The sequence below is a fragment of the Vibrio tubiashii ATCC 19109 genome (genome assembly GCF_000772105.1).
GTDB lineage: Bacteria > Pseudomonadota > Gammaproteobacteria > Enterobacterales > Vibrionaceae > Vibrio > Vibrio tubiashii.
The window spans coordinates 96,238-116,697 of record NZ_CP009354.1 but is presented as its reverse complement, the minus strand read 5'-3'; the positions used below and the strand labels follow the sequence as shown (position 1 = coordinate 116,697).

The window sequence follows — 20,460 nt, the reverse complement described above, 5'->3', positions numbered from 1 at the left end:
GTGTGGATTTACTCAGGCATAAGATAGCGAGGTTCAACCGAAATGGCTATCCACTTGTCTTGCCAGTTTTTCAGTAACCAAAATTGTGGGGTTTGGTAATAAGTGATCCTTTGTGGCTCTTCCTGATCTAAATACCATGCTTCAATTGAGCTGGGGCGACTAAGCTGAGGCTTTAAGCTATCGAAGTTATCTTGAGATACTTCAGTGCCCACCAAATCAATCCAACGCTGGGCAAGCTCCTGTTCAGGAATGGCGGTATGGACGGTACTACGCCAACGTCCTTGGTTTTTCTCCAATGACCAATCAGAAAAATGTAATGCCTGTAACTCAGCCTGAGGGTTTAACAAATACGGATAAGGGCTTTCAACCACCGTCGGCTCAAGTAGATAGGTTTTGATCAAAGTAGGAAGGTTAAGCAAAGCGATAAACGCAATGATGCCTAACATAAGGATGTTGTTCCAACGTCTACGACGTGAAGGGGAAACTCGCATAGTGTCTGACTTCTCTGCTTTTAACTGACTCAAAAGTAGCAGAAAAGAGGTAGTTAGGCGAGAGCTGGAGAACTGGAGAACTGGAGAGCTGGAGAGCTGGAGAGCTGGAGAGCTGGAGAGCTGGAGAGCTGGAGAGCTGGAGAGCTGGAGAGCTGGAGAGCTGGAGAGCTGGAGAGCTGGAGAGCTGGAGAGCTGGAGAGCTGGAGAGCTGGAGAGCTGGAGAGCTGGAGAGCTGGAGAGCTGGAGAGCTGGAGAGCTGGAGAGCTGGAGAGCTGGAGAGCTGGAGAGCTGGAGAGCTGGAGAGCTGGGAGAGCTGGAGAGCTGGAGAGCTGGAGAGCTGGAGAGCTGGAGAGCTGGAGAGCTGGAGAGCTGGAGAGCTGGAGAGCTGGAGAGCTGGAGAGCTGGAGAGCTGGAGAGCTGGAGAGCTGGAGAGCTGGAGAGCTGGAGAGCTGGAGAGCTAACGTTGCTTGAGCATGGTTAAGGTGTCAAGTCTAGATTTCTCGCAGGGCGAAGCCCGATCCCGTTTTCCATAAGCGCAGCGTTCCCGTTCTCTACGCAATAAAAAACCCAACCATATTACTATGATTGGGTTTCAATTCACGCTTCCCGAAGGAAGTTCAAAGAAGAATCAATTACTTGATTTTAGCTTCTTTGTACATAACGTGCTGGCGAACTACTGGATCAAACTTTTTGATCTCAAATTTGCCTGGCATGTTACGCTTGTTCTTATCAGTCGTGTAGAAGTGACCAGTACCTGCAGAAGATACTAGACGGATTTTCTCACGTACGCCTTTCTTTGCCATTGTCTATTTCCTCTTAAACGTTTACGCCGTTTGCACGGATATCAACAAGAACAGCATCAATGCCTTTCTTATCGATGATACGCATACCTTTAGCAGATAGACGTAGTTTAACAAAACGTTTTTCGCTCTCTACCCAGAAACGATGAGTTTGTAGGTTCGGCAGAAAACGACGCTTAGTAGCATTGCGTGCGTGTGAACGGTTGTTACCCGTTACTGGACGCTTACCAGTTACTTGGCATACTCGTGACATGAATGTCTTCTCCAAAATCGTTTCAGCTCGATATCAACCTTGGTGGCCGAACCTCTCAGTTTCTAAATTAGAAGTTTGAGGTCTTATACCGCTATGGAAACCCATACAAGGCTATCAAAGGTCGCGCATTATACTAACTTGAGTAGCATTGCTCAAGACCCGAACAGATCCTTTTTACAGGTTTTCGTGATCTTTTTTAGGCAGAGCTGATTTATGTGCTAAAAAATGTCGGGGGATTGTAGCAGAAATCAGCGAACTCACAACTAAAAATGTGATTTAAATCCAACCGCGCTCCGCAAAGGAAACAATCTCTCCATCGCCAACCACAAAGTGGTCTAGTACGCGGATGTCCACCAGCGCTAACGCATCACTGATTCGGCGGGTTATTCGTCGATCGCTTTGGCTAGGCTCTGCAACACCTGACGGGTGATTATGGGCCAAAATCAGAGCCGCTGAATTGTGCTCTAAAGCGCGCTTAACGACTTCTCTTGGGTACACAGAGGCAGCATCTATCGTTCCTTGAAACAGAGGCTCTCCACATATAACCCGATGTTGATTGTCTAAAAAGAGCACAAAGAATTCTTCTCTCTGCTTATCTCTGAGTAGTCCAGATAGATAGAGTTTCGTTTGTTCAGGGCTGGTTAAGGCATCACCACGCTTTAGCGTCTCAGCTAAGTAGCGTTGGGTCATTTCTAGTACCGCTTGCAGTTGAACATATTTAGCGACACCGAGCCCTTTATGGCGACAAAAATGGTCTAAGTCAGCAGAAAAAAGCGCTCTGAGTGAGCCAAATTCCTTAATCAAATGGTCTGATAGAGCCAGAACATTCATTCCTTGAGTACCCGTTCTTAAAAATATCGCCAGCAGCTCGGCGTCCGTTAGCGATTGCGGGCCATGTGATAGCAGCTTTTCTCTAGGCATGGATTCTTTTGGTAAAGCGTTCATCTATATCCCATCAGTAGTGAACTCAGCAAAAGTTAGAGTAATTAAAGAAGGCATCATAGATAAAACCGAGCAAGAGACAGTGCGATTAACTAAGCGCAGAGCTTGAAACACTGTAGCTATAGAGGTGTGGCAAACTTTGCACCAAATCAACTTTCAAATTTAATAACTCAGATAGCGACCCTAGGCACGTAAATATCAGCCGTGGTATCTTACGGGCAGAAATTTTAAGGAAGATCATCATGCAAACATTCGCAGGTAAAAAGATCCTATTAGGTATTAGTGGTGGTATCGCTGCTTACAAATGTGCTGAACTGACTCGCCGCCTTATTGAACGTGGCGCGCAGGTTCAAGTGGTTATGACCAAAGCAGCTAAAGAATTTATTACCCCACTTACCATGCAGGCCGTCTCTGGCAGACCTGTCTCTGATAGCCTACTCGATCCTGCTGCAGAAGCCTCTATGGGGCATATCGAGCTTGCCAAGTGGGCTGATCTTGTCCTACTTGCACCGGCAACCGCGGATTTAATTGCCCGCATGAGCGCAGGTATGGGTAACGATTTGCTCACGACATTAGTGCTTGCCACCGACTCACCCATTGCCATCTCGCCAGCGATGAATCAGCAGATGTATCGCAATATCGCCACCCAAGAGAATATCTCTACCCTAGCGCGTCGTGGTATGCATGTTTGGGGCCCTGCGGCAGGCGAACAAGCGTGTGGGGATGTGGGCCCTGGGCGCATGTTAGAACCAATGCAGCTCGTCGAGCGTTGTGAACAGTTTTTTGCTGATAAGCCACTGAAAGGCAAATCCGTGGTGATTACGGCAGGCCCAACCCGTGAAGCGATCGATCCAGTGCGCTACATCTCTAACCACAGTTCTGGAAAAATGGGCTTTGCATTGGCGCAAGCTGCAGTGGCACAGGGAGCAAAAGTAACACTCGTTTCTGGCCCAGTATCCCTAACGACACCAGCAGGTGTAGAGCGTATTGATGTCGACAGTGCGCAAAGCATGTATAACGCTGCGATAGAGCAAGCAAAAACTCATGACATCTTTATCGGCTGTGCCGCGGTTGCTGACTATCGCCCTGAATCCATCGCCGAGCAAAAAATCAAAAAGACCGATGATAGCGATCAAATGACCATCACTATGGTGAAAAATCCCGATATTATCGCTTCTGTCGCTGCTCTCAGTGAATCTCGACCATTTACTGTTGGGTTTGCTGCCGAAACTCAAGACGTAGAACACTACGCTCGTACAAAGCTCAGCAAGAAGAATCTTGATATGATTTGTGCTAACGATGTCTCTGTCGAAGGACAAGGCTTCAATAGCAACGACAACGCAATCACCGTATACTGGAAAGATGGTAAGCAATCACTTACCCTTGCGTCGAAGCAACAAATTGCCTCGCAAATCATCACGACAATCGCGAAAAAACTAGAAGCGTAAAGCTCATATTTATTCTCAAGAAGAACAAACCTTCGCGATAAATGGAATCGTCATAAGTTGTTGGCTTTGAGCTTTTTTGCTCAAAGCTTTATTCAGAATGGTAACAATAAGGAAAAAGGTTCATGGCCGGAACAAGAAAAACCAACCGCCGAGATGAAATTTTGCAAGCATTGGCTGAAATGCTGGAGTCCAACGAAGGCGCTTCACGCATTACAACCGCAAAACTCGCTAAGCAAGTTGGCGTTTCAGAAGCCGCGCTGTATAGACACTTTCCAAGTAAAGCGCGCATGTTCGAAGGCTTAATCGAGTTTATCGAAGAGTCTCTAATGTCGCGCATCAACCGTATTCTGGATGAAGAGAAAGACACTCTGACTCGAATTCGACTCGTACTGCAATTGATTCTAGCCTTTGCTGAGCGTAATCCAGGTCTGAGCCGTATTTTGTCTGGTCACGCACTAATGTTTGAAAATGAACGCTTGCGCGACCGTATCAATCAACTATTTGAGCGTATTGAAACCTCTATCCGTCAGATCCTGCGTGAGCGTATGCTGCGTGAAGGAAAAGCATTTCCTGTTGATGAGAAAGTATTAGCCGCCCAACTGCTTGGTCAGGTAGAAGGAAGCTTAAACCGATTCGTTCGCTCTGATTTTAAATACCAACCGACTGCAAACTTTGAAGAATACTGGGCACTGTTAAGCGCACAAATTAAGTAAACACTATGAGTAAAGATAAATACAATCAACCGCCTCCATTTACCCTTTCCTTACTACACCCGAGAAACTGGGGAGTTTGGCTCGGCTTTGGACTGCTCGCATTGATTGTTAATGTTCTCCCTTACCCGCTATTACTGCGTTTGGGGCAAAGCATAGGTCGTTTAGGGATGCGCTTTGGCAAATCCCGTGTACATGTCGCGAGAAGAAACTTCGAACTCGCTTTTCCAGACATGTCACAAAGTGAGATCGACAAAAGCGTTGCAGAAAACTTCAAAAATACCGGTATGGCCTTAATTGAAACAGGGATTACCTGGTTTTGGCCGACGTGGCGCTTTAAACGTATTTTACAGACTAAAGACGTTGAAGAGCTCAAGCGCTTAGGTAAAGAAGGCAAAGGTGTCTTGCTTTGTTGTGTTCATGCCCTCAACCTTGAGATCACCGCACGAGCCTTTGGAGTATTGGGTTTACAAGGCTATGGCGCTTACCGCCCGCATAGCAACCCAGCCTATGAATTCATTCAATATCGTGGTCGCACACGTAATGGCAACAAACTTATCTACCGTACCGACCTTAAGCAGATGATTCGCGTGTTGCGTCAGGGACATCGCCTTTTCTATCTGCCAGATCAAGATTACGGTCATAACAAATCCGTGTTTGTGCCATTCTTTGCCGTTGAAGAGGCCTGCACCACAACAGGGACGAGCATTCTTGCCTACACCAGTAAGTGTGCCATTATCCCGGGCTCTGGCTTTAGAAACAGCCAAGGTAAGTACGAAATTATCGCTGATAAGAATATTGAGCCTGACTACCCGAAAAAAGATGAAACCGCCGCTGCGGCATATATGAATAAATTTGTCGAAGAGATTATTATGCGTGCTCCAGAGCAGTGGATGTGGCTACACAAACGCTTCAAATCGCAGCCAGATGAAACGCTAACCAACTCTCGTTATCAATAGAATAGGCCCTGCTGAATGAGCACCAATGAAAAAAACAGCATAGACAAACACCTGCACAACCCAACTTTTGAGTGGTCTTTCCTCCACCCTAAACATTGGGGCACTTGGTTAGGTATCTTGTTTGCTGGGTTATTTGCTTTTATTCCATATCGCTGGCGTGATGCGCTTGCACGCAAGTTATCCGTCTTTGCCGTGCGCAAAAATGGTCGTGTGGTGCGACGGGCTCGCGTCAACCTAAGATACTGTTTCCCTGAAAAGTCTGAGCAAGAACGTCAAGAGATCCTTGAAGAGACTTTCGTCAAGGCTGCGCAATACCTGTTGGGTTACTCTGAATTTTTAGTGCGCTCAACCAAACACAACCAAAGCCGTGGCGTGATGATCGGTGAGGAAAACATCTTACCGCTGCTAGATGCTGGTGAGAACGTCATCATCCTAGCGCCTCATGCGTGGGCGGTTGACTACCCTGCGGTTATGCTTGCCGCGAAAGGTTATAAAGTCACCACCATTATGAAGCCACAGCGCAATCCAATTGGTGACTGGCTAATGCAGGTTCAGCGCATGCAGTATGGTGGCCGTATCTTTGCTCGTGAAGCAGGGGTGAAACCTTTTGTGCGCTCAATTAAGGACGGTTATCTGGGTTATTGGTTACCAGACGAAGACTTTGGCCCTGCCAACTCAGTGTTTGTTCCTTTCTTTGGTACAGAGAAAGCCACGCTCAAAGGTTTTGGTAAAATGGCTCGTCTATCTAAAGCGAAAGTCGTCCCTGTTCTGCCTGCCTACAACGATAAAACCGGTAAGTATGAAGTGCATATCTTGCCTGCGCTTGAAAACTTCCCAACAGGCGATGAAGAGACCGATGCTCGCGCGATGAACCAAGCGATTGAGGATTTAGTCCGTCCACATCCAGAGCAATATATGTGGAACCTTTCGCTGCTGAAAACCCAACGCGATGGTCGTGAGATTTACGATAACTCACACCACGGTGATCGGGATGATATAGAGAGCTAGAGAGCTGGAGAGCTGGAGAGCTGGAGAGCTGGAGAGCTGGAGAGCTGGAGAGCTGGAGAGCTGGAGAGCTGGAGAGCTGGAGAGCTTCAAAAATGAAGGGTTGACGTGAAAGCGTCAACCCTTCATTTCAATAGGTTAATCCCGTCATCCTCAAGAACGAGGAACGAGTGAGTTGGGGATCTCTTGAAGCAAATCGAACTCTTAATGAGATTCCCTACTCGCTCCTTCGTCACTCTATGGAATGACAGTTAACTTCTCGAAGAGCAAAGCACGTTCCCGATTCGAGCAAAGCGTTCTAACGGACGAAATCCGGTCTTAGATGCCGTACTCAGCACGGTAAGCCTTCACCGCTTCTAGATGCTCGGCGTCAGTACCTTTCTCTTCTAAGAAAGTCACTAGGTCAGTCAGGCTAACAATTGAGATGATTGCACAATCAAAGTCGCGCTCAACTTCTTGAATCGCTGACAATTCACCTTTACCTTTCTCTTGGCGGTCGATAGCAACCAAAACACCCGCTAGATCCGCGCCATTGGCTTTAATGATTTCCATTGATTCACGAATAGCCGTGCCCGCGGTAATTACATCATCCACCAGCATGATACGACCTTCTAGCGCGCTACCGACAAGATTACCGCCTTCACCATGGTCTTTCGCTTCTTTACGGTTAAAGCAGTAAGGCGTATCAATGTCATGATGATCCGCTAGCGCTACTGCTGTCGTCGTTGCAATTGGGATGCCCTTGTAAGCTGGGCCAAATAGCACGTCAAATTCAATGCCTGAATCAGCCAGTGCCGCAGCATAAAAACGACCTAAGCGAGCCAAGTCACGGCCTGTATTGAAAAGACCAGCGTTAAAGAAGTACGGGCTCTTACGGCCAGACTTTAAAGTAAACTCGCCAAATTTTAGGACTTCTTTCTCTAGTGCAAACTCAATAAATTCACGCTGGTATGCTTTCATTACTTTCTCCGTTTATAAGTTTCTAGTTCCTAGCCTCTAGTCCCTAGAAAAGATAACTCAATTTATTAAGAGTGTTTTCAAAGTAGATAGCTTTACAGCTAGGCAGCGAAACTTTTCAGCTCCTGAGCATAGTGCGCTATGTGATGGAGTGAAAAGTTGAAGCTAACAACGCTGTTAAGTTATCTAAGAAGAAAACAAAAAAATAGCTCCCAATTGGGAGCTATCTAAATCAATTTTCTAACGCCGCTTTCTGCGCCGCTACAATTTCGGTAATACCTTTAGTCGCCGACTCCAGTAACTTCATCAGCTCAGCGTGAGTGAAGGGTTCGCCCTCTGCCGTTCCTTGAACTTCGATCATGCGACCATCTTCCGTCATCACAACATTCATATCGGTATCAGCTGCTGAATCTTCTGTGTACTCAAGGTCACACAGAATATCTTCACCTAGAATGCCCACAGAAACCGCCGCTACGTGACTTTTCATAGGATTCGCTTTTAGCTTGCCTTTCTCTACTAGGTGTTGGAAGGCATCCGCCATCGCTACGCTTGCACCCGAAATAGATGCCGTGCGTGTACCGCCGTCTGCCTGAATCACGTCACAGTCAACGGTCACCATGATTTCGCCCATTGCTTCTAGATCAACAACAGCACGTAAACTACGAGCAATCAGACGCTGAATTTCCATCGTACGACCACCTTGTTTGCCGCTCGCTGCTTCACGACGCATACGCGAGTGAGTCGAACGCGGTAGCATGCCGTACTCAGCCGTTACCCAGCCTTTACCTTGACCTTTTAGCCAACGTGGTACGTTTTCTTCAACGGTCGCATTACACAGCACTTTCGTGTTGCCGAATTCAACAAGCACAGAGCCTTCTGCATACGCAGTGTAGTTACGAGTAATTTTGATTGGGCGAACTTGATCCGCCTTGCGATCGTTTGGACGCATGGGCATCTACCTTATATGAAGGGGGAGACGAATTTGGTTGGAGCAGGATTATAGCGAAGTTTGGCAAACAAAGCTATTTGGATTGCGATGTCAAACTATCCTCCTTTGGCCAACCTTTGTGCTACTATTGCCTCGCGTTATTTTCAAAGATGATATACAGGAAAATTCGATGATCTACAGTATGACAGCCTACGCTCGTAAAGAAGTCAAAGGTGATTGGGGCACAGCCGTGTGGGAAATCCGTAGCGTAAACCAACGCTACCTTGAAACCTACTTCCGCTTACCAGAGCAGTTCCGTGGCCTAGAGCCCGTGCTACGCGAGCGTTTTCGTAAACGTCTTGCGCGCGGCAAAGTGGAATGTGCACTGCGCTTTGAAGCTAACCCAGCGGCGAAAGGCGAGTTAAGCATCAACGAAAATCTAGCACAGCAAGTGATCAACGCCGCTAACCAAGTAATGCAGATGACGGGCGAAGAAAGCCGTCTAAACCCATTCCAAGTCATGAACTGGCCGGGTGTTATGGAAACCTCTGAGCAAGATATGGATGCGGTAAACAAAGATCTGCTAGGTGCATTTGATGACGCTGTGAGCGAATTTATTGAAGCGCGTGGCCGTGAAGGCGAGAACATGAAGGCACTAATCGTCCAGCGCTTAGATGCGATCACTGACGAAGTGGTTAAAGTACGTGCACGTATGCCTGAAATTTTGGAGTGGCAACGTGAGCGTCTGTTCTCGAAGTTTGAAGAAGCGAAAATTGAGCTTGATTCATCACGCGTTGAGCAAGAGCTGATCCTTCTAGCGCAAAAATCTGACGTCGCAGAAGAGCTAGACCGCTTAGACTCGCACGTAAAAGAAGCAACTAACATTCTTAAGAAAGGTGGTGCTTGTGGCCGCCGTCTAGACTTCATGATGCAAGAGTTCAACCGTGAGTCAAACACGCTTGCCTCTAAATCAATAAGCACAGATATCACTGCGTCGGGTGTTGAGCTGAAAGTGCTTATTGAACAGATGCGCGAGCAGATCCAAAACATTGAATAAACGTAATTGAATAAATCGCGTACATTGCTCCTAGTCGAACATTTTCACTAGGAGCTCTTTAGCTCAACGAGGTTTGTAAAGCCGAAACCACCACCACGATAAATAGAACTATGCTCAGTACCATACTACGAATTATTTTGCCCTTGATTGGCATTGCTTTCACATCTAAGGTCATTTTCCTTAGTATTGCTTCAAGCTCAAACATCCCACTTCTTTCCTCTGACGGAGTTTATAGCCTTTTATATGGTTTGAGATTCGATGCGACAGCTGGGGCTGCACTCGCGGCTCCGATTATCATCGCAGCACTTATCCTGCACTACACCAAAATCAATGGCAGCCGACTTGTCAAAGCACTGGTTATCGCCGGCTCTATTTGGCTGATCGGCACCACGATGTCCGATACCATCTACTCCCTAGATGCAAACAAGCATGTCACCTTTGAGCTGTTTACCTCCAAAGACTTAGAGTTAGAGCTCATTCAAACCGCGTTTTCTTTGCACTGGCATCTGATCTTAATCGGTATCGCTTTAATGCTGCTAACAAGTATTGCGATTTGGAAATCTAACCTTGTTCGCTGCGTCCAAACTCGCTCTACAAAATTGAGTTTCTCTCTAAGCATTATCGTATGGCTCCTGTTTACGGTAACGGCTATCCGCGGCGGGTGGATGGATCATCCTCAGTCTCCAATGAGTGCTTACAATATCGGCGATAATGACCGCGCCTTTATTGCTTGGAGCGCCCCTTACAGCGTGACTTACCATCTCGCTAAAGGCGCAAAGAAATCAGCCAGCAATGTCACTCAACCAGCTAGTAGTGAGTTACACCAAGAGTTAGCTCAAACCACGGCGTCTCCAGCCGTACTCGACAACCTCAAAGATGCCAATATTGTCTTTGTTCTGCTGGAAAGCTGGGTCTCTATCGATATGAAGAGCTACGGTTCTGATATTGACTCTAGCCCTTTCTTCGACGCTCTACGTGAAAAGTCCCTCACCTCACACGCCATGTACGCAGACGGTTACCGCACCGTACAAGGCATGTTTGCTAGCATGTGCTCATTCCCCAACCCAAATGGCGGAATCGTGGCAAGCACTCAACTGCAAAACAACCAGTACTACTGCTTGCCTCATATGCTGAAAGATCGTGGCTGGGACACTCGATTCATTCAAGGTAGCGGTAAAGGCATTGTCGGCGCATTTGCCAAAACCCTCGGATTTACTGAGTCATACGGAAAAATGGACTATGACTTCGATGATGAGACGAATGAATGGGGATACATGGATGGTGGTATCTACCGTTACTCGCTCGATCGTTTAGATGAAATGCAAGCGGAGAATCCAGACAAGCCATTCTTTATGATGATCAATACAGGTACCACACACAGCGTTTACCTACCTGAGTCATTTGGTTATCCGTTTGGTGATGACAACATGTCGCAGATCCGTGCAAGTGTACAAAACCATGCCGATATCGCTTTGCATGAGTTCCTTGCTCAACTTGAGGGGCGTTTCGATAAACCAACACTGGTTGTCCTTATGTCTGACCATACGGCTAAGGTATCTGAACCGGATCTAGCGAAAAACTCAATTCCGTTCCTTATTTATGCAACAGATGGCTCCATCCCTACTAAACAGATCGATACTGCGGTTTCACAGCGTGATATTGGGGTCACTATCTTAGACTGGATGGGCGGCTACGCTCCTTGGTTTACCGGGCAATCGCTGCTAGAAGAGCAAGAGTATTATCGCAGTAGTTTCTCCGATGGTAGCTTGTTCTATTGGGTTGATAATCGCCATGCCGTCACTATTAACTCACCGGATGGTCAACTTAAGCAGTGCTTTACCATTGAGGACAATACTATCAGCCTAATCAAGACCGATTGTAATGCTGAGTGGGTGCAGCCTCTTTACCAGCAAGGTAGAGATTTTAACAACCTCACCCAACAGCTACTGTTTGATGGAAAAACTCTAGACTACCGCCATCTCGCGTCTATTTTCCCTCAATCATCTACAGAGCTTGAAGACGACAGCCAACTTGTCAGTGACTAATCCGTCAGTGCCTCTAAAACAAAATGCCCCGCTTCACTCGCGGGGCATTTTAGTCTAAATAGCTACTCATCTTTCTCTAAGGTGTTTCTATCCACGTAAGGCCAGTAATGGTGCCCAACTCGAATCACCATAGTAGCGACGGCCAGAATCAATGCCGCGACAGACAACCACACCACCAAGGTCGCATCCATCTCTTTCATTCCTAGAGTGATGTAACGAGCAATAGCCATCATGGCGATATAGATCGGGTATCTCACTGGAATCTTACCGTTCATCACAAACTGCTTAACCATGGCAAGCACTTCGAGATAGATAAACATCAGCAGAATATCGGTAAGAAGGACACGCTTCTCAGTAAACACATGCAAAAACTCTTCAACCATGGCGTACAAAGTAGCGAGCGTAATCGCCACCAAGAGCACAGCCTCTAGAGCATAAAAGATCTTAAGAAACGGTTTATCACGAGGAAGATGAAAAAGAGTTGGCAAACATTCATCCTTTAGTCGATGTGCCAACTCTTCTAACAATTAAAGTAGCAGCAAGTAGGCTAAGAAAATAGCAGACAGAGCGTAAATCACTGGGTGAACCTGCTTACCCTTACCAGCAACAACCATAGTGAAGGCGTAGCTGATAAAGCCCATCGCCATACCATTGGCTGGCGAGAAGCTCAGTACGGTGAACATAATGGTAAAGAATGAAGCAATGCGAGACTCTTTCTTCTCCCAATCAATCTGGCCTAAGCGACCAATCATGTAGATGCCTACCACGACCATAGCCGGAGCAACCATAGCTGCAGAAAAAATAGAGAACAGAGGGTATAAAAACAGTGAAACAAGGAACAAACCCGACACCACAACCGCCGCTAGACCTGTTTTCGCACCTTGAGACGAAGCAATACCCGACTCAGAGAACGCAGTAATCGAGGTTGTACCTAGCACCGAACCAATCACAGTTCCCCCTGCATCCGCAACTAGGGCTGAACGAGCGTTAGGTACTTTGCCATCTTTGTCGATAATACCTGCATCACGGCCAACACCTACTATCGTGCTCATGCCATCAAAGAAATCGACAATCAGGAAGATAACCACAACAAACAGCAGATCGAACATCTTGTCTGCGGTTAGGCCAGAGAAATCAAACACAGCACCGAACGTACTCGCCATGCTTGGCGGTGCCGTCACGATTTGCTCAGGGATTGGTGCGTTGCTTGTTCCCATCACCATATCAGCGATAACAGTTAGTAATATCGCACTGACAAACGAGATAAAGGTCGCCAGCTTGATGTCACGAACCATGCAGCCCAAAGCAATAAAAATACTGATGTAGGCAATGATAACTTGAGGGTCAGTAATATTACCCATACCGACCAAAACAAACTTGTTTTCGACGATGATGCCCGCGTTCTTCAAGCCTAAAAAGGCGATAAACAGACCAAGCGATACCGTAATTGCATTCTTCAGATCGTTAGGAATCGACTCTATCAAGGATTTACGGATATTGGTCAGGGAGAGGAGCAGATAAAGCACACCTGATAAAAAGATGCCAAATAGGGCTTCGTTCCACACGAGCGCAACCGAGCCGCTGAGTAGCATCCCTTTAAAGAAACCATTCATACTCATGCCTGGCGCAAGCATAACTGGGTAATTACCCCAAACACCCATAATGAAAGTCGCGATTGCCGCAGCCAGTGCAGTTGCTGTAAACACTGCGCCTTTATCCATCCCAGGAATACCGCCCAAAATGGCAGGGTTAACCGCCAAAATATAGCTCATTGCCAAAAAGGTAATAAAGCCAGCGTATAGCTCGGTACCTAAGGTTGTTTTACGCTCAGTAATTTTAAATACTGAATTCAGCACACCAGACTGACTCTGGGCTTTTAGAGTTGATTCGAGACTCACAATGAAACCTTTACAAGTAGGGTAAACAGTAAACGGATTCAATGCTGCAAAAAGGGATAGGCGCATAAGCTACTGTAGTCACTAAGGTAGGCTCAGTGGTAGAAACGTCCAATCCGTTTTATTAGACATATACAGCATTTAATCGTTTGCGCGGATTGTAAGGATCTCGAATAAAAACTCAACGCTTTTCTCTGCTAAATATACAAAAATAGCAAACGATTGCTTTGGGCGATAAATATGTTGAATATCCCCTTAGTTCTCAACGCGTGAAAACGGTGACAATTAAGCAGTTATTGCAAGTTGTCCTAAATAGGCGATTTATGCTACTCTTCGCCTCCATTTTTCTGGCCTAAATTTCACCACTTCGGTGTTTCTATGTGGTCAGTGCTATCTTTAAACATGTCGGTATTATCTACCGGCAGTTATCAAACCAAATGTGGGATCGTACCTATGGGTAAAGGCACTCTATATATCGTATCTGCACCAAGTGGTGCTGGAAAATCTAGTCTGATTTCAGCCATGCTAGAAACTAACCCAACCTACGCGATGAAAGTGTCGGTCTCTCATACCACTCGCGGTATGCGCCCTGGCGAGCAAGATGGTGTTCATTACCACTTCGTACAAAAAGAGCACTTTGAAGAGCTGATTGAGAAAAGTGAATTCCTTGAATATGCCGAAGTGTTTGGCAACTACTACGGCACGTCTCGTGTTTGGATTGAAGAAAACCTCGATAAGGGGATTGATGTGTTCCTAGATATTGACTGGCAAGGCGCTCGTCAGATCCGTGAACAAATGCCTTTGGCAAAAAGCCTGTTTATCCTGCCGCCTTCAAATGGTGAGCTAGAGCGTCGCCTTAACGCTCGTGGACAAGACAGCGATGCAGTGATTGCTAAGCGTATGGCTGAAGCAAAATCAGAAATCTCACACTACAGTGAGTACGACTACGTGATCATCAACGATGATTTCGACACTGCTCTGATGGACTTTAAAGCCATCATCCGCGCAGAAAGATTGAAGCAAGACAAGCAAGCTGCTAAATATAAAGGCATGCTTGATGCGCTTTTAGCTGAGTAAATAGCAGGAAACACAAACAGATCCTAGACACTAGGAACTGTCAGCCTGTATAATTTCTCGTCATTCAAAATTTTAGTTAACTAATTTGGAGTTCTCATGGCACGCGTAACTGTTCAAGACGCTGTTGAAAAAGTTGGCAACCGTTTCGACCTAGTTCTAATTGCGGCACGCCGCGCTCGTCAAATGCAAACTGGTGGCAAAGATTCACTAGTGCCAGAAGAGAATGATAAGCAAACGGTTATCGCTCTACGCGAAATCGAAGAAGGTCTTATCACTAAAGAGATTCTTGATGCACGTGAGCGTCAAGAGCAGCAAGAGCAAGAAGCCGCTGAACTAGCAGCTGTAAGCAGCATTGCTCACAGCCGTTAATTAGACCTTCTCGTCACTACAACTATCTTCCGGGCCTAAAGTTTGTATCTATTCGATAGCCTAAAAGACGTTGCCCAAGAATACCTAACAGAGCCTCAAATTGAGGCTCTGCGTCAATCTTATGTGGTAGCGAAAGATGCCCATGAAGGGCAAACCCGCTCTAGCGGTGAACCTTATATCATCCACCCTGTTGCTGTTGCTCGTATCTTGGCTGAAATGCGCCTTGATATTGAAACCCTGCAAGCAGCCCTACTTCACGACGTTATTGAAGATACTGAAGTCACCAAAGAAGAGCTTGAAGCCCAATTTGGCAATACCGTTGCAGAACTGGTGGATGGCGTTTCTAAGCTTGATAAGCTTAAGTTTCGCGATCGCAAGGAAGCTCAGGCAGAAAACTTCCGCAAGATGGTTCTTGCCATGGTGCAAGACATCCGCGTTATTCTGATTAAGCTTGCTGACCGTACGCACAACATGCGCACGCTTGGCGCTCTTCGTCCAGACAAGAAGCGTCGTATCGCTCGTGAAACCTTAGAAATCTATTCTCCATTGGCGCACCGCCTTGGTATCCACAACATTAAAACTGAGCTAGAAGAACTTGGTTTTGAAGCGCTCTACCCGAACCGTTATCGCGTTCTTAAAGAGGTAGTTAAAGCCGCGCGTGGTAACCGTAAAGAGATGATTCAACGTATCCATGATGAGATTGAAGGTCGCCTTGAAGAAGTCGGTCTTAAAGCGCGTGTTTTTGGTCGTGAGAAAAACCTCTTCTCCATCTACAACAAGATGAAGACCAAAGAGCAGCGCTTCCATACCATCATGGATATCTACGCTTTCCGTGTCGTGGTCGACAATGCCGATACTTGTTATCGCGTGCTTGGTCAGGTGCATAGCCTATACAAGCCACGTCCTGGTCGGATGAAAGACTACATCGCAGTACCGAAAGCGAACGGCTATCAATCTATCCATACTTCAATGGTTGGCCCTCATGGTGTACCGGTTGAAGTTCAGATCCGTACCGAAGATATGGATCAAATGGCGGATAAAGGGGTTGCGGCTCACTGGTCTTACAAAGGCAACGGTGAGCGAACAGGCACTACGGCGCAAGTCAAAGCTCAGCGCTGGATGCAAAGCCTGCTTGAGCTACAACAAAGCGCGGGGAACTCATTCGAATTCATCGAAAACGTTAAGTCAGATCTGTTCCCAGATGAGATTTACGTCTTTACGCCGAAAGGCCGTATTGTTGAGCTGCCAGTGGGTGCTACCGCAGTAGACTTCGCTTATGCTGTACATACTGATGTCGGTAATACCTGTGTTGGTGCTCGTGTTGATCGCAACCCTTATCCACTGAGTAAATCGCTGAAAAACGGTCAGACGATTGAAATCATCAGTGCTCCGGGTGCGCGTCCAAATGCTGCATGGCTCAACTACGTGGTGACGTCTCGTGCGCGTACTAAGATCCGTCAGGTTCTGAAAACCATGCGCCGCGAAGAGTCGATTACCTTAGGTCGCCGCCTGCTTAACCATGCCTTAGGTGAGCTTTCTCTATCAGATATCGATGAAGAGAACATCAATCATGTTCTGACCGACCTAAAAGTAGAGTCAATCGACGATCTACTGGCAGATATTGGTCTAGGCGAGCTGATGAGCATCGTCATTGCGCGCCGCTTATTAGGCGATGCAGATGAGCTGACCGAAGTTGAGAGTAATAACGAAGGTAAGAAGAAACTACCGATCCGTGGTGCGGAAGGTATTTTGCTGACGTTCGCCAACTGTTGTCACCCGATCCCAGACGACCATATCATCGCTCATGTTTCACCGGGCCGAGGCTTAGTTGTTCACCGCGAGATGTGTCCAAATGTACGCGGTTATCAGAAAGAACCTGATAAGTACATGGCGGTGGAATGGTCTGATGATTACGACAAAGAGTTCATCACCGAAGTCACTGTTGACGTACAAAATCGTCAAGGTGCGCTCGCAGAGCTGACCAATGTTATTTCAAAGACGGGTTCCAACATTCACGGACTTTCAACAGAAGAGCGTGATGGTCGCTTGTACACAGTAACAGTACTGCTAACGACCAAAGATCGTGTTCACCTTGCTGGCATTATGCGTAAGATTAAAGCTATGCCACAGACGCTTAAAGTTCGTCGCCGCAAGAACTAACCGTTTGATTTGAATATCTAACTGCCCTTGAAACCACCATTTCAAGGGCTTTTCTTTTGTATAAGATTATGAATTTAGAACGCTACAATCGAATCCAAGAAGTGTTAAAAGCACGCCAAGCTGACTTAACCCTTTGCCTAGAAGAAGTTCACAAGCCAAATAACGTATCTGCTGTTATCCGCACCGCCGATGCTACGGGTATTCACAAGATTCACGCAGTATGGCCAAATGAGATGCGCACACTGAGCCATACTTCTGCAGGTGCTCGTAACTGGGTTGACGTTGAAACCCATGACTCTATCGACGAGGCGATTACTGAGCTCAAAGCGCAAGGTATGCAGGTACTTGTGACTAATCTGTCTGAAACTGCAGTAGACTTCCGCGACATCGACTACACCAAACCGACAGCCATTATTCTCGGTAGTGAAAAAGTAGGCGCATCTGAGCAAGCCAAAAAGCTCGCTGACCAAGATATTATCGTCCCTATGGTCGGAATGGTGCAGTCTCTCAACGTCTCTGTAGCCAGTGCCGTCATCCTTTATGAAGCGCAACGCCAACGCGAAGCCGCTGGCATGTACGACAATGAAGTCAGTTCTGTACCAGAAGAAACCATCCACCGCCTACTGTTCGAACGCGGTCATCCGGTGCTAGCCAAAGTCGCCAAGCGTAAAAAGCTTCCTTACCCACCACTAGACGAACAAGGCCAGATCATCGCCGATGATGAATGGTGGGCAGAGATGCAGAAGAAGTAAAAGAGCTAGAAAGCTGGAGAGCTGGAGAGCTGGAGAGCTGGAGAGCTGGAGAGCTGGAGAGCTGGAGAGCTGGAGAAATTATGTAGGGTTGACTCTTAGGGTCAACCCTTTGTCATTTGGATGAACTAGAACTGCCCGCCATACACATTAGAGCCAACACTAGTTTTCCAGCAGGGCTTTCCATAGCGCAGCGTTCCATAGGACGCAGTCCGTTCCCGGTATCTCACTCCAATTTTTCCTGTACAAAAACACAGCCCAATGGTTAACTAACAAGGTCTTATCTAACTCACTGAGTCACTTACTCAAAATAACGAGCGAGCTGTGTCATGTCCCAACTGCTATCTGCGATTCCTCTCACTTCTTTGACTGGCGTTGGTGCCAAAGTCGCCGAGAAGTTAGCCAAAGTTGGGCTCAATAGCGTTCAAGATATACTGTTTCACCTTCCTCTGCGTTATGAAGACCGTACTCGTATCTACCCGATAGTAAAACTGCATGCTGGCCTATGGGCAGCGGTGCAAGGCAAGGTGATGAGTGTTGATACCTTGTTTGGTAAACGCAAAATGCTGTCGGTGAAAATCAGTGATGGTAACGGCACCATCACGTTGCGTTTTTTCAATTTTACCGCCGGAATGAAGAACAACTTCGCCGAAGGTAAAACTGTTCACGCTTATGGTGAAATTAAGCGTGGTGGCTACGGACTGGAGATTGTCCACCCAGACTACAAGTTCTATGCTCCGAACCAAAAAGCTGATATAGAACAGACATTAACTCCTGTTTACCCAACGACAGATGGTCTGCGTCAAGTTACGCTACGTAATCTTACTGACCAAGCGCTTGAGTTACTCGACAAAGCAGCCGTGCAAGAACTGCTACCTAATGGTCTGTATGATCACCAAATCACCCTAGCGCAAGCGTTGCACACAATTCATCGTCCACCACCGAATATCAATTTAGAGCAGTTTGATGAAGGCAAACACCCGGCGCAGATCCGTTTGATTATGGAAGAGCTACTGGCACAAAACCTATCGATGTTGGCGGTGCGTAGTAAAGGTCAGCAAGACACAGCATTACCGCTGCCCGTTAGCAACAAACTTAAGCAACAACTGCTCGAGCAACTTCCCTTTTCACCAACCAATGCACAAGCACGCGTAGTGGGTGAAATCGAACAAGATCTAGAAAAGCCACACCCTATGATGCGCCTAGTTCAAGGGGACGTAGGTTCAGGCAAAACCCTAGTCGCAGCGCTTGCTGCTCTGCGCGCCCTTGAGCATGGCTACCAAGTCGCCCTGATGGCTCCTACAGAACTGCTCGCTGAACAACACGCAATTAATTTCTCGGCTTGGCTCGAACCTATGGGCATCAAGGTAGGTTGGCTCGCTGGCAAACTGAAAGGTAAAGCCAAAGAAGCAGAGCTGGCTCAAATCGCAAATGGTGAAGCGCAAATGGTGGTCGGAACCCATGCTCTGTTCCAAGAGCATGTCGAGTTTCATCACTTAGCTTTAGTCATCATTGATGAGCAGCATCGATTTGGTGTCCACCAACGGTTAGAGCTGCGTGAAAAAGGGGCCAAGCAAGGCGCTTATCCGCATCAGCTGATTATGACTGCAACTCCAATACCTCGAACACTGGCAATGACCGCCTACGCTGACCTAGAGACGTCAGTGATCGATGAGCTCCCACCGGGGAGAACGCCGATTCAAACCGTTGCCATTCCGGATACTAAGCGGGACGATATTGTTGAGCGAGTCAGAAACGCTTGCCTCAATGAGGGGAAACAAGCCTATTGGGTGTGTACTCTGATTGATGAATCTGAGGTGCTCGAAGCTCAAGCGGCAGCGGATACGGCTGAAGAACTGCAACGCAAACTGCCAGACGTCAAGATTGGCTTAGTCCACGGTCGAATGAAACCCGCTGAGAAGCAAGCGGTGATGCAAGACTTCAAAGACAATAAACTCCATCTATTGGTCGCGACCACCGTGATTGAAGTAGGTGTAGATGTGCCTAACTCAAGCTTAATGATTATCGAAAACCCTGAGCGTTTAGGTTTAGCTCAGCTCCACCAGCTACGAGGCCGTGTAGGTCGAGGCAGTGTCGCCAGTCATTGTGTGCTGCTCTACCATTCGCCCCTGTCGAAAACCGCCCAAAAGCGCTTAGGCGTTTTACGTGAAAGCAACGATGGATTTGTGATTGCACAGCGAGACTTAGAAATCCGTGGACCAGGTGAGCTATTAGGCACCAAGCAAACCGGTATGGCTGACTTTAAGATTGCAGATTTAGTCCGTGATCAGCGCTTAATCCCCGAAGTTCAGCGCATCGCTCGACATATTCATGACAACTATTCAGATAATGCAGTCGCGATTATCGACCGCTGGTTGGGTGATAGAGATGTGTATTCGAAGGCTTAAACTGGATAACTGGATAACTGGATAACTGGATAACTGGATAACTGGATAACTGGATAACTGGATAACTGGATAACTGGATAACTGGATAACAAAAAAGAGGATTGGCGTGAAAACGTCAACCCTCTTAGTTTGATTAAACAATTCATCATCCTCAAGAGTGAGGAATGACCAAAATCAGAGCCAGCAATCCAGCAGCGTAGCGATCCC

At 47.0% G+C, this 20,460-nt stretch carries 19 protein-coding genes and 1 riboswitch; of the genes, 11 read left to right on the top strand and 8 right to left on the bottom strand.

Annotation, left to right across the window (positions count from 1 at the left end; genetic code table 11):
* Positions 1–8 precede the first annotated feature (8 nt).
* The 4 genes from IX91_RS00550 to radC all read right to left on the bottom strand — a co-directional run bounded on the left by IX91_RS00550 (position 9) and on the right by radC (position 2,489).
* Positions 9–491, bottom strand: coding sequence for a hypothetical protein (locus IX91_RS00550; protein ID WP_038197593.1), 483 nt, complete (start codon positions 489–491; stop codon positions 9–11).
* Positions 492–1,123: 632 nt separating this feature from the next.
* Complete coding sequence (gene rpmG, locus IX91_RS00545) at positions 1,124–1,294, bottom strand: 50S ribosomal protein L33 (protein WP_004410866.1); 171 nt, start codon at positions 1,292–1,294, stop codon at positions 1,124–1,126.
* 13 nt (positions 1,295–1,307) lie between these two features.
* A complete protein-coding gene (rpmB, locus tag IX91_RS00540; RefSeq protein ID WP_004743834.1) occupies positions 1,308–1,544 on the bottom strand; it encodes a 50S ribosomal protein L28 in 237 nt (78 codons plus the stop codon).
* A 276-nt stretch (positions 1,545–1,820) separates the two neighbouring features.
* Entirely contained in the window at positions 1,821–2,489 is a 669-nt protein-coding gene (gene radC, locus IX91_RS00535; RefSeq protein ID WP_071881237.1) for a RadC family protein, read from the bottom strand.
* Positions 2,490–2,728: 239 nt separating this feature from the next.
* Here radC and coaBC point away from each other — a divergent pair, with 239 nt between their 5' ends.
* The 4 genes from coaBC to lpxM all read left to right on the top strand — a co-directional run bounded on the left by coaBC (position 2,729) and on the right by lpxM (position 6,611).
* Positions 2,729–3,934, top strand: a complete 1,206-nt coding sequence (gene coaBC / locus IX91_RS00530; RefSeq protein ID WP_004743838.1) for a bifunctional phosphopantothenoylcysteine decarboxylase/phosphopantothenate--cysteine ligase CoaBC — start codon at positions 2,729–2,731, stop codon at positions 3,932–3,934.
* Positions 3,935–4,056: 122 nt separating this feature from the next.
* Complete coding sequence (slmA, locus tag IX91_RS00525; RefSeq protein ID WP_004743839.1) at positions 4,057–4,647, top strand: nucleoid occlusion factor SlmA; 591 nt, start codon at positions 4,057–4,059, stop codon at positions 4,645–4,647.
* A gap of 5 nt (positions 4,648–4,652) precedes the next feature.
* Complete coding sequence (locus IX91_RS00520) at positions 4,653–5,603, top strand: Kdo(2)-lipid IV(A) acyltransferase (RefSeq protein ID WP_004749982.1); 951 nt, start codon at positions 4,653–4,655, stop codon at positions 5,601–5,603.
* 15 nt (positions 5,604–5,618) lie between these two features.
* The gene (gene lpxM, locus IX91_RS00515) at positions 5,619–6,611 is read left to right on the top strand and encodes a lauroyl-Kdo(2)-lipid IV(A) myristoyltransferase (protein ID WP_004746067.1); all 993 of its coding nucleotides are present in this window, start codon (positions 5,619–5,621) and stop codon (positions 6,609–6,611) included.
* Between the two features lie 315 nt (positions 6,612–6,926).
* Here lpxM and pyrE read toward each other — a convergent pair whose 3' ends face one another.
* Entirely contained in the window at positions 6,927–7,568 is a 642-nt protein-coding gene (gene pyrE / locus IX91_RS00510) for an orotate phosphoribosyltransferase (RefSeq protein ID WP_004746068.1), read from the bottom strand.
* 229 nt (positions 7,569–7,797) lie between these two features.
* A complete protein-coding gene (gene rph, locus IX91_RS00505) occupies positions 7,798–8,514 on the bottom strand; it encodes a ribonuclease PH (protein ID WP_004746069.1) in 717 nt (238 codons plus the stop codon).
* 169 nt (positions 8,515–8,683) lie between these two features.
* Here rph and IX91_RS00500 point away from each other — a divergent pair, with 169 nt between their 5' ends.
* Both IX91_RS00500 and IX91_RS00495 read left to right on the top strand, forming a co-directional pair.
* Positions 8,684–9,550 carry a YicC/YloC family endoribonuclease gene (locus IX91_RS00500; RefSeq protein WP_004746070.1) on the top strand — a complete coding sequence of 289 codons (867 nt, stop codon included), beginning with the start codon at positions 8,684–8,686 and terminating at the stop codon, positions 9,548–9,550.
* A gap of 110 nt (positions 9,551–9,660) precedes the next feature.
* Complete coding sequence (locus IX91_RS00495; protein ID WP_236642825.1) at positions 9,661–11,595, top strand: LTA synthase family protein; 1,935 nt, start codon at positions 9,661–9,663, stop codon at positions 11,593–11,595.
* 62 nt (positions 11,596–11,657) lie between these two features.
* Here the strand turns inward: IX91_RS00495 and IX91_RS00490 are convergent, their stop codons facing one another.
* Both IX91_RS00490 and IX91_RS00485 read right to left on the bottom strand, forming a co-directional pair.
* Positions 11,658–12,083, bottom strand: coding sequence for a phosphate-starvation-inducible protein PsiE (locus IX91_RS00490; RefSeq protein WP_004746074.1), 426 nt, complete (start codon positions 12,081–12,083; stop codon positions 11,658–11,660).
* Between the two features lie 39 nt (positions 12,084–12,122).
* Positions 12,123–13,493 carry an NCS2 family permease gene (locus IX91_RS00485; RefSeq protein ID WP_038197970.1) on the bottom strand — a complete coding sequence of 457 codons (1,371 nt, stop codon included), beginning with the start codon at positions 13,491–13,493 and terminating at the stop codon, positions 12,123–12,125.
* A gap of 55 nt (positions 13,494–13,548) precedes the next feature.
* Positions 13,549–13,648, bottom strand: a riboswitch (purine riboswitch).
* A 295-nt stretch (positions 13,649–13,943) separates the two neighbouring features.
* Here IX91_RS00485 and gmk point away from each other — a divergent pair.
* The 5 genes from gmk (at position 13,944) to recG (ending at position 20,253) form a co-directional block, all read left to right on the top strand.
* The gene (gene gmk / locus IX91_RS00480) at positions 13,944–14,567 is read left to right on the top strand and encodes a guanylate kinase (RefSeq protein ID WP_004746077.1); all 624 of its coding nucleotides are present in this window, start codon (positions 13,944–13,946) and stop codon (positions 14,565–14,567) included.
* Positions 14,568–14,663: 96 nt separating this feature from the next.
* Positions 14,664–14,936: a DNA-directed RNA polymerase subunit omega gene (rpoZ, locus tag IX91_RS00475; protein WP_004410883.1), complete on the top strand. Its 273-nt coding sequence runs from the start codon at positions 14,664–14,666 to the stop codon at positions 14,934–14,936.
* Between the two features lie 42 nt (positions 14,937–14,978).
* Positions 14,979–17,096, top strand: a complete 2,118-nt coding sequence (gene spoT / locus IX91_RS00470; protein ID WP_004746079.1) for a bifunctional GTP diphosphokinase/guanosine-3',5'-bis pyrophosphate 3'-pyrophosphohydrolase — start codon at positions 14,979–14,981, stop codon at positions 17,094–17,096.
* A gap of 68 nt (positions 17,097–17,164) precedes the next feature.
* Positions 17,165–17,848, top strand: coding sequence for a tRNA (guanosine(18)-2'-O)-methyltransferase TrmH (gene trmH / locus IX91_RS00465; protein ID WP_004746080.1), 684 nt, complete (start codon positions 17,165–17,167; stop codon positions 17,846–17,848).
* A 326-nt stretch (positions 17,849–18,174) separates the two neighbouring features.
* A complete protein-coding gene (gene recG / locus IX91_RS00460; protein ID WP_004746081.1) occupies positions 18,175–20,253 on the top strand; it encodes an ATP-dependent DNA helicase RecG in 2,079 nt (692 codons plus the stop codon).
* Positions 20,254–20,460: the final 207 nt, after the last annotated feature.

What these genes read in the sequence shown, in the direction of transcription:
- pyrE (WP_004746068.1), bottom strand. Translation starts at nt 7,568, where the DNA reads ATGAAAGCATACCAGCGTGAATTTATTGAGTTTGCACTAGAGAAAGAA.
- coaBC (WP_004743838.1), top strand. Translation starts at nt 2,729, where the DNA reads ATGCAAACATTCGCAGGTAAAAAGATCCTATTAGGTATTAGTGGTGGT.
- IX91_RS00500 (WP_004746070.1), top strand. Translation starts at nt 8,684, where the DNA reads ATGATCTACAGTATGACAGCCTACGCTCGTAAAGAAGTCAAAGGTGAT.
- rpoZ (WP_004410883.1), top strand. Translation starts at nt 14,664, where the DNA reads ATGGCACGCGTAACTGTTCAAGACGCTGTTGAAAAAGTTGGCAACCGT.
- recG (WP_004746081.1), top strand. Translation starts at nt 18,175, where the DNA reads ATGTCCCAACTGCTATCTGCGATTCCTCTCACTTCTTTGACTGGCGTT.
- IX91_RS00520 (WP_004749982.1), top strand. Translation starts at nt 4,653, where the DNA reads ATGAGTAAAGATAAATACAATCAACCGCCTCCATTTACCCTTTCCTTA.
- radC (WP_071881237.1), bottom strand. Translation starts at nt 2,489, where the DNA reads ATGAACGCTTTACCAAAAGAATCCATGCCTAGAGAAAAGCTGCTATCA.
- rpmG (WP_004410866.1), bottom strand. Translation starts at nt 1,294, where the DNA reads ATGGCAAAGAAAGGCGTACGTGAGAAAATCCGTCTAGTATCTTCTGCA.
- lpxM (WP_004746067.1), top strand. Translation starts at nt 5,619, where the DNA reads ATGAGCACCAATGAAAAAAACAGCATAGACAAACACCTGCACAACCCA.
- IX91_RS00550 (WP_038197593.1), bottom strand. Translation starts at nt 491, where the DNA reads ATGCGAGTTTCCCCTTCACGTCGTAGACGTTGGAACAACATCCTTATG.
- gmk (WP_004746077.1), top strand. Translation starts at nt 13,944, where the DNA reads ATGGGTAAAGGCACTCTATATATCGTATCTGCACCAAGTGGTGCTGGA.
- IX91_RS00495 (WP_236642825.1), top strand. Translation starts at nt 9,661, where the DNA reads ATGCTCAGTACCATACTACGAATTATTTTGCCCTTGATTGGCATTGCT.
- rpmB (WP_004743834.1), bottom strand. Translation starts at nt 1,544, where the DNA reads ATGTCACGAGTATGCCAAGTAACTGGTAAGCGTCCAGTAACGGGTAAC.
- trmH (WP_004746080.1), top strand. Translation starts at nt 17,165, where the DNA reads ATGAATTTAGAACGCTACAATCGAATCCAAGAAGTGTTAAAAGCACGC.
- slmA (WP_004743839.1), top strand. Translation starts at nt 4,057, where the DNA reads ATGGCCGGAACAAGAAAAACCAACCGCCGAGATGAAATTTTGCAAGCA.
- rph (WP_004746069.1), bottom strand. Translation starts at nt 8,514, where the DNA reads ATGCGTCCAAACGATCGCAAGGCGGATCAAGTTCGCCCAATCAAAATT.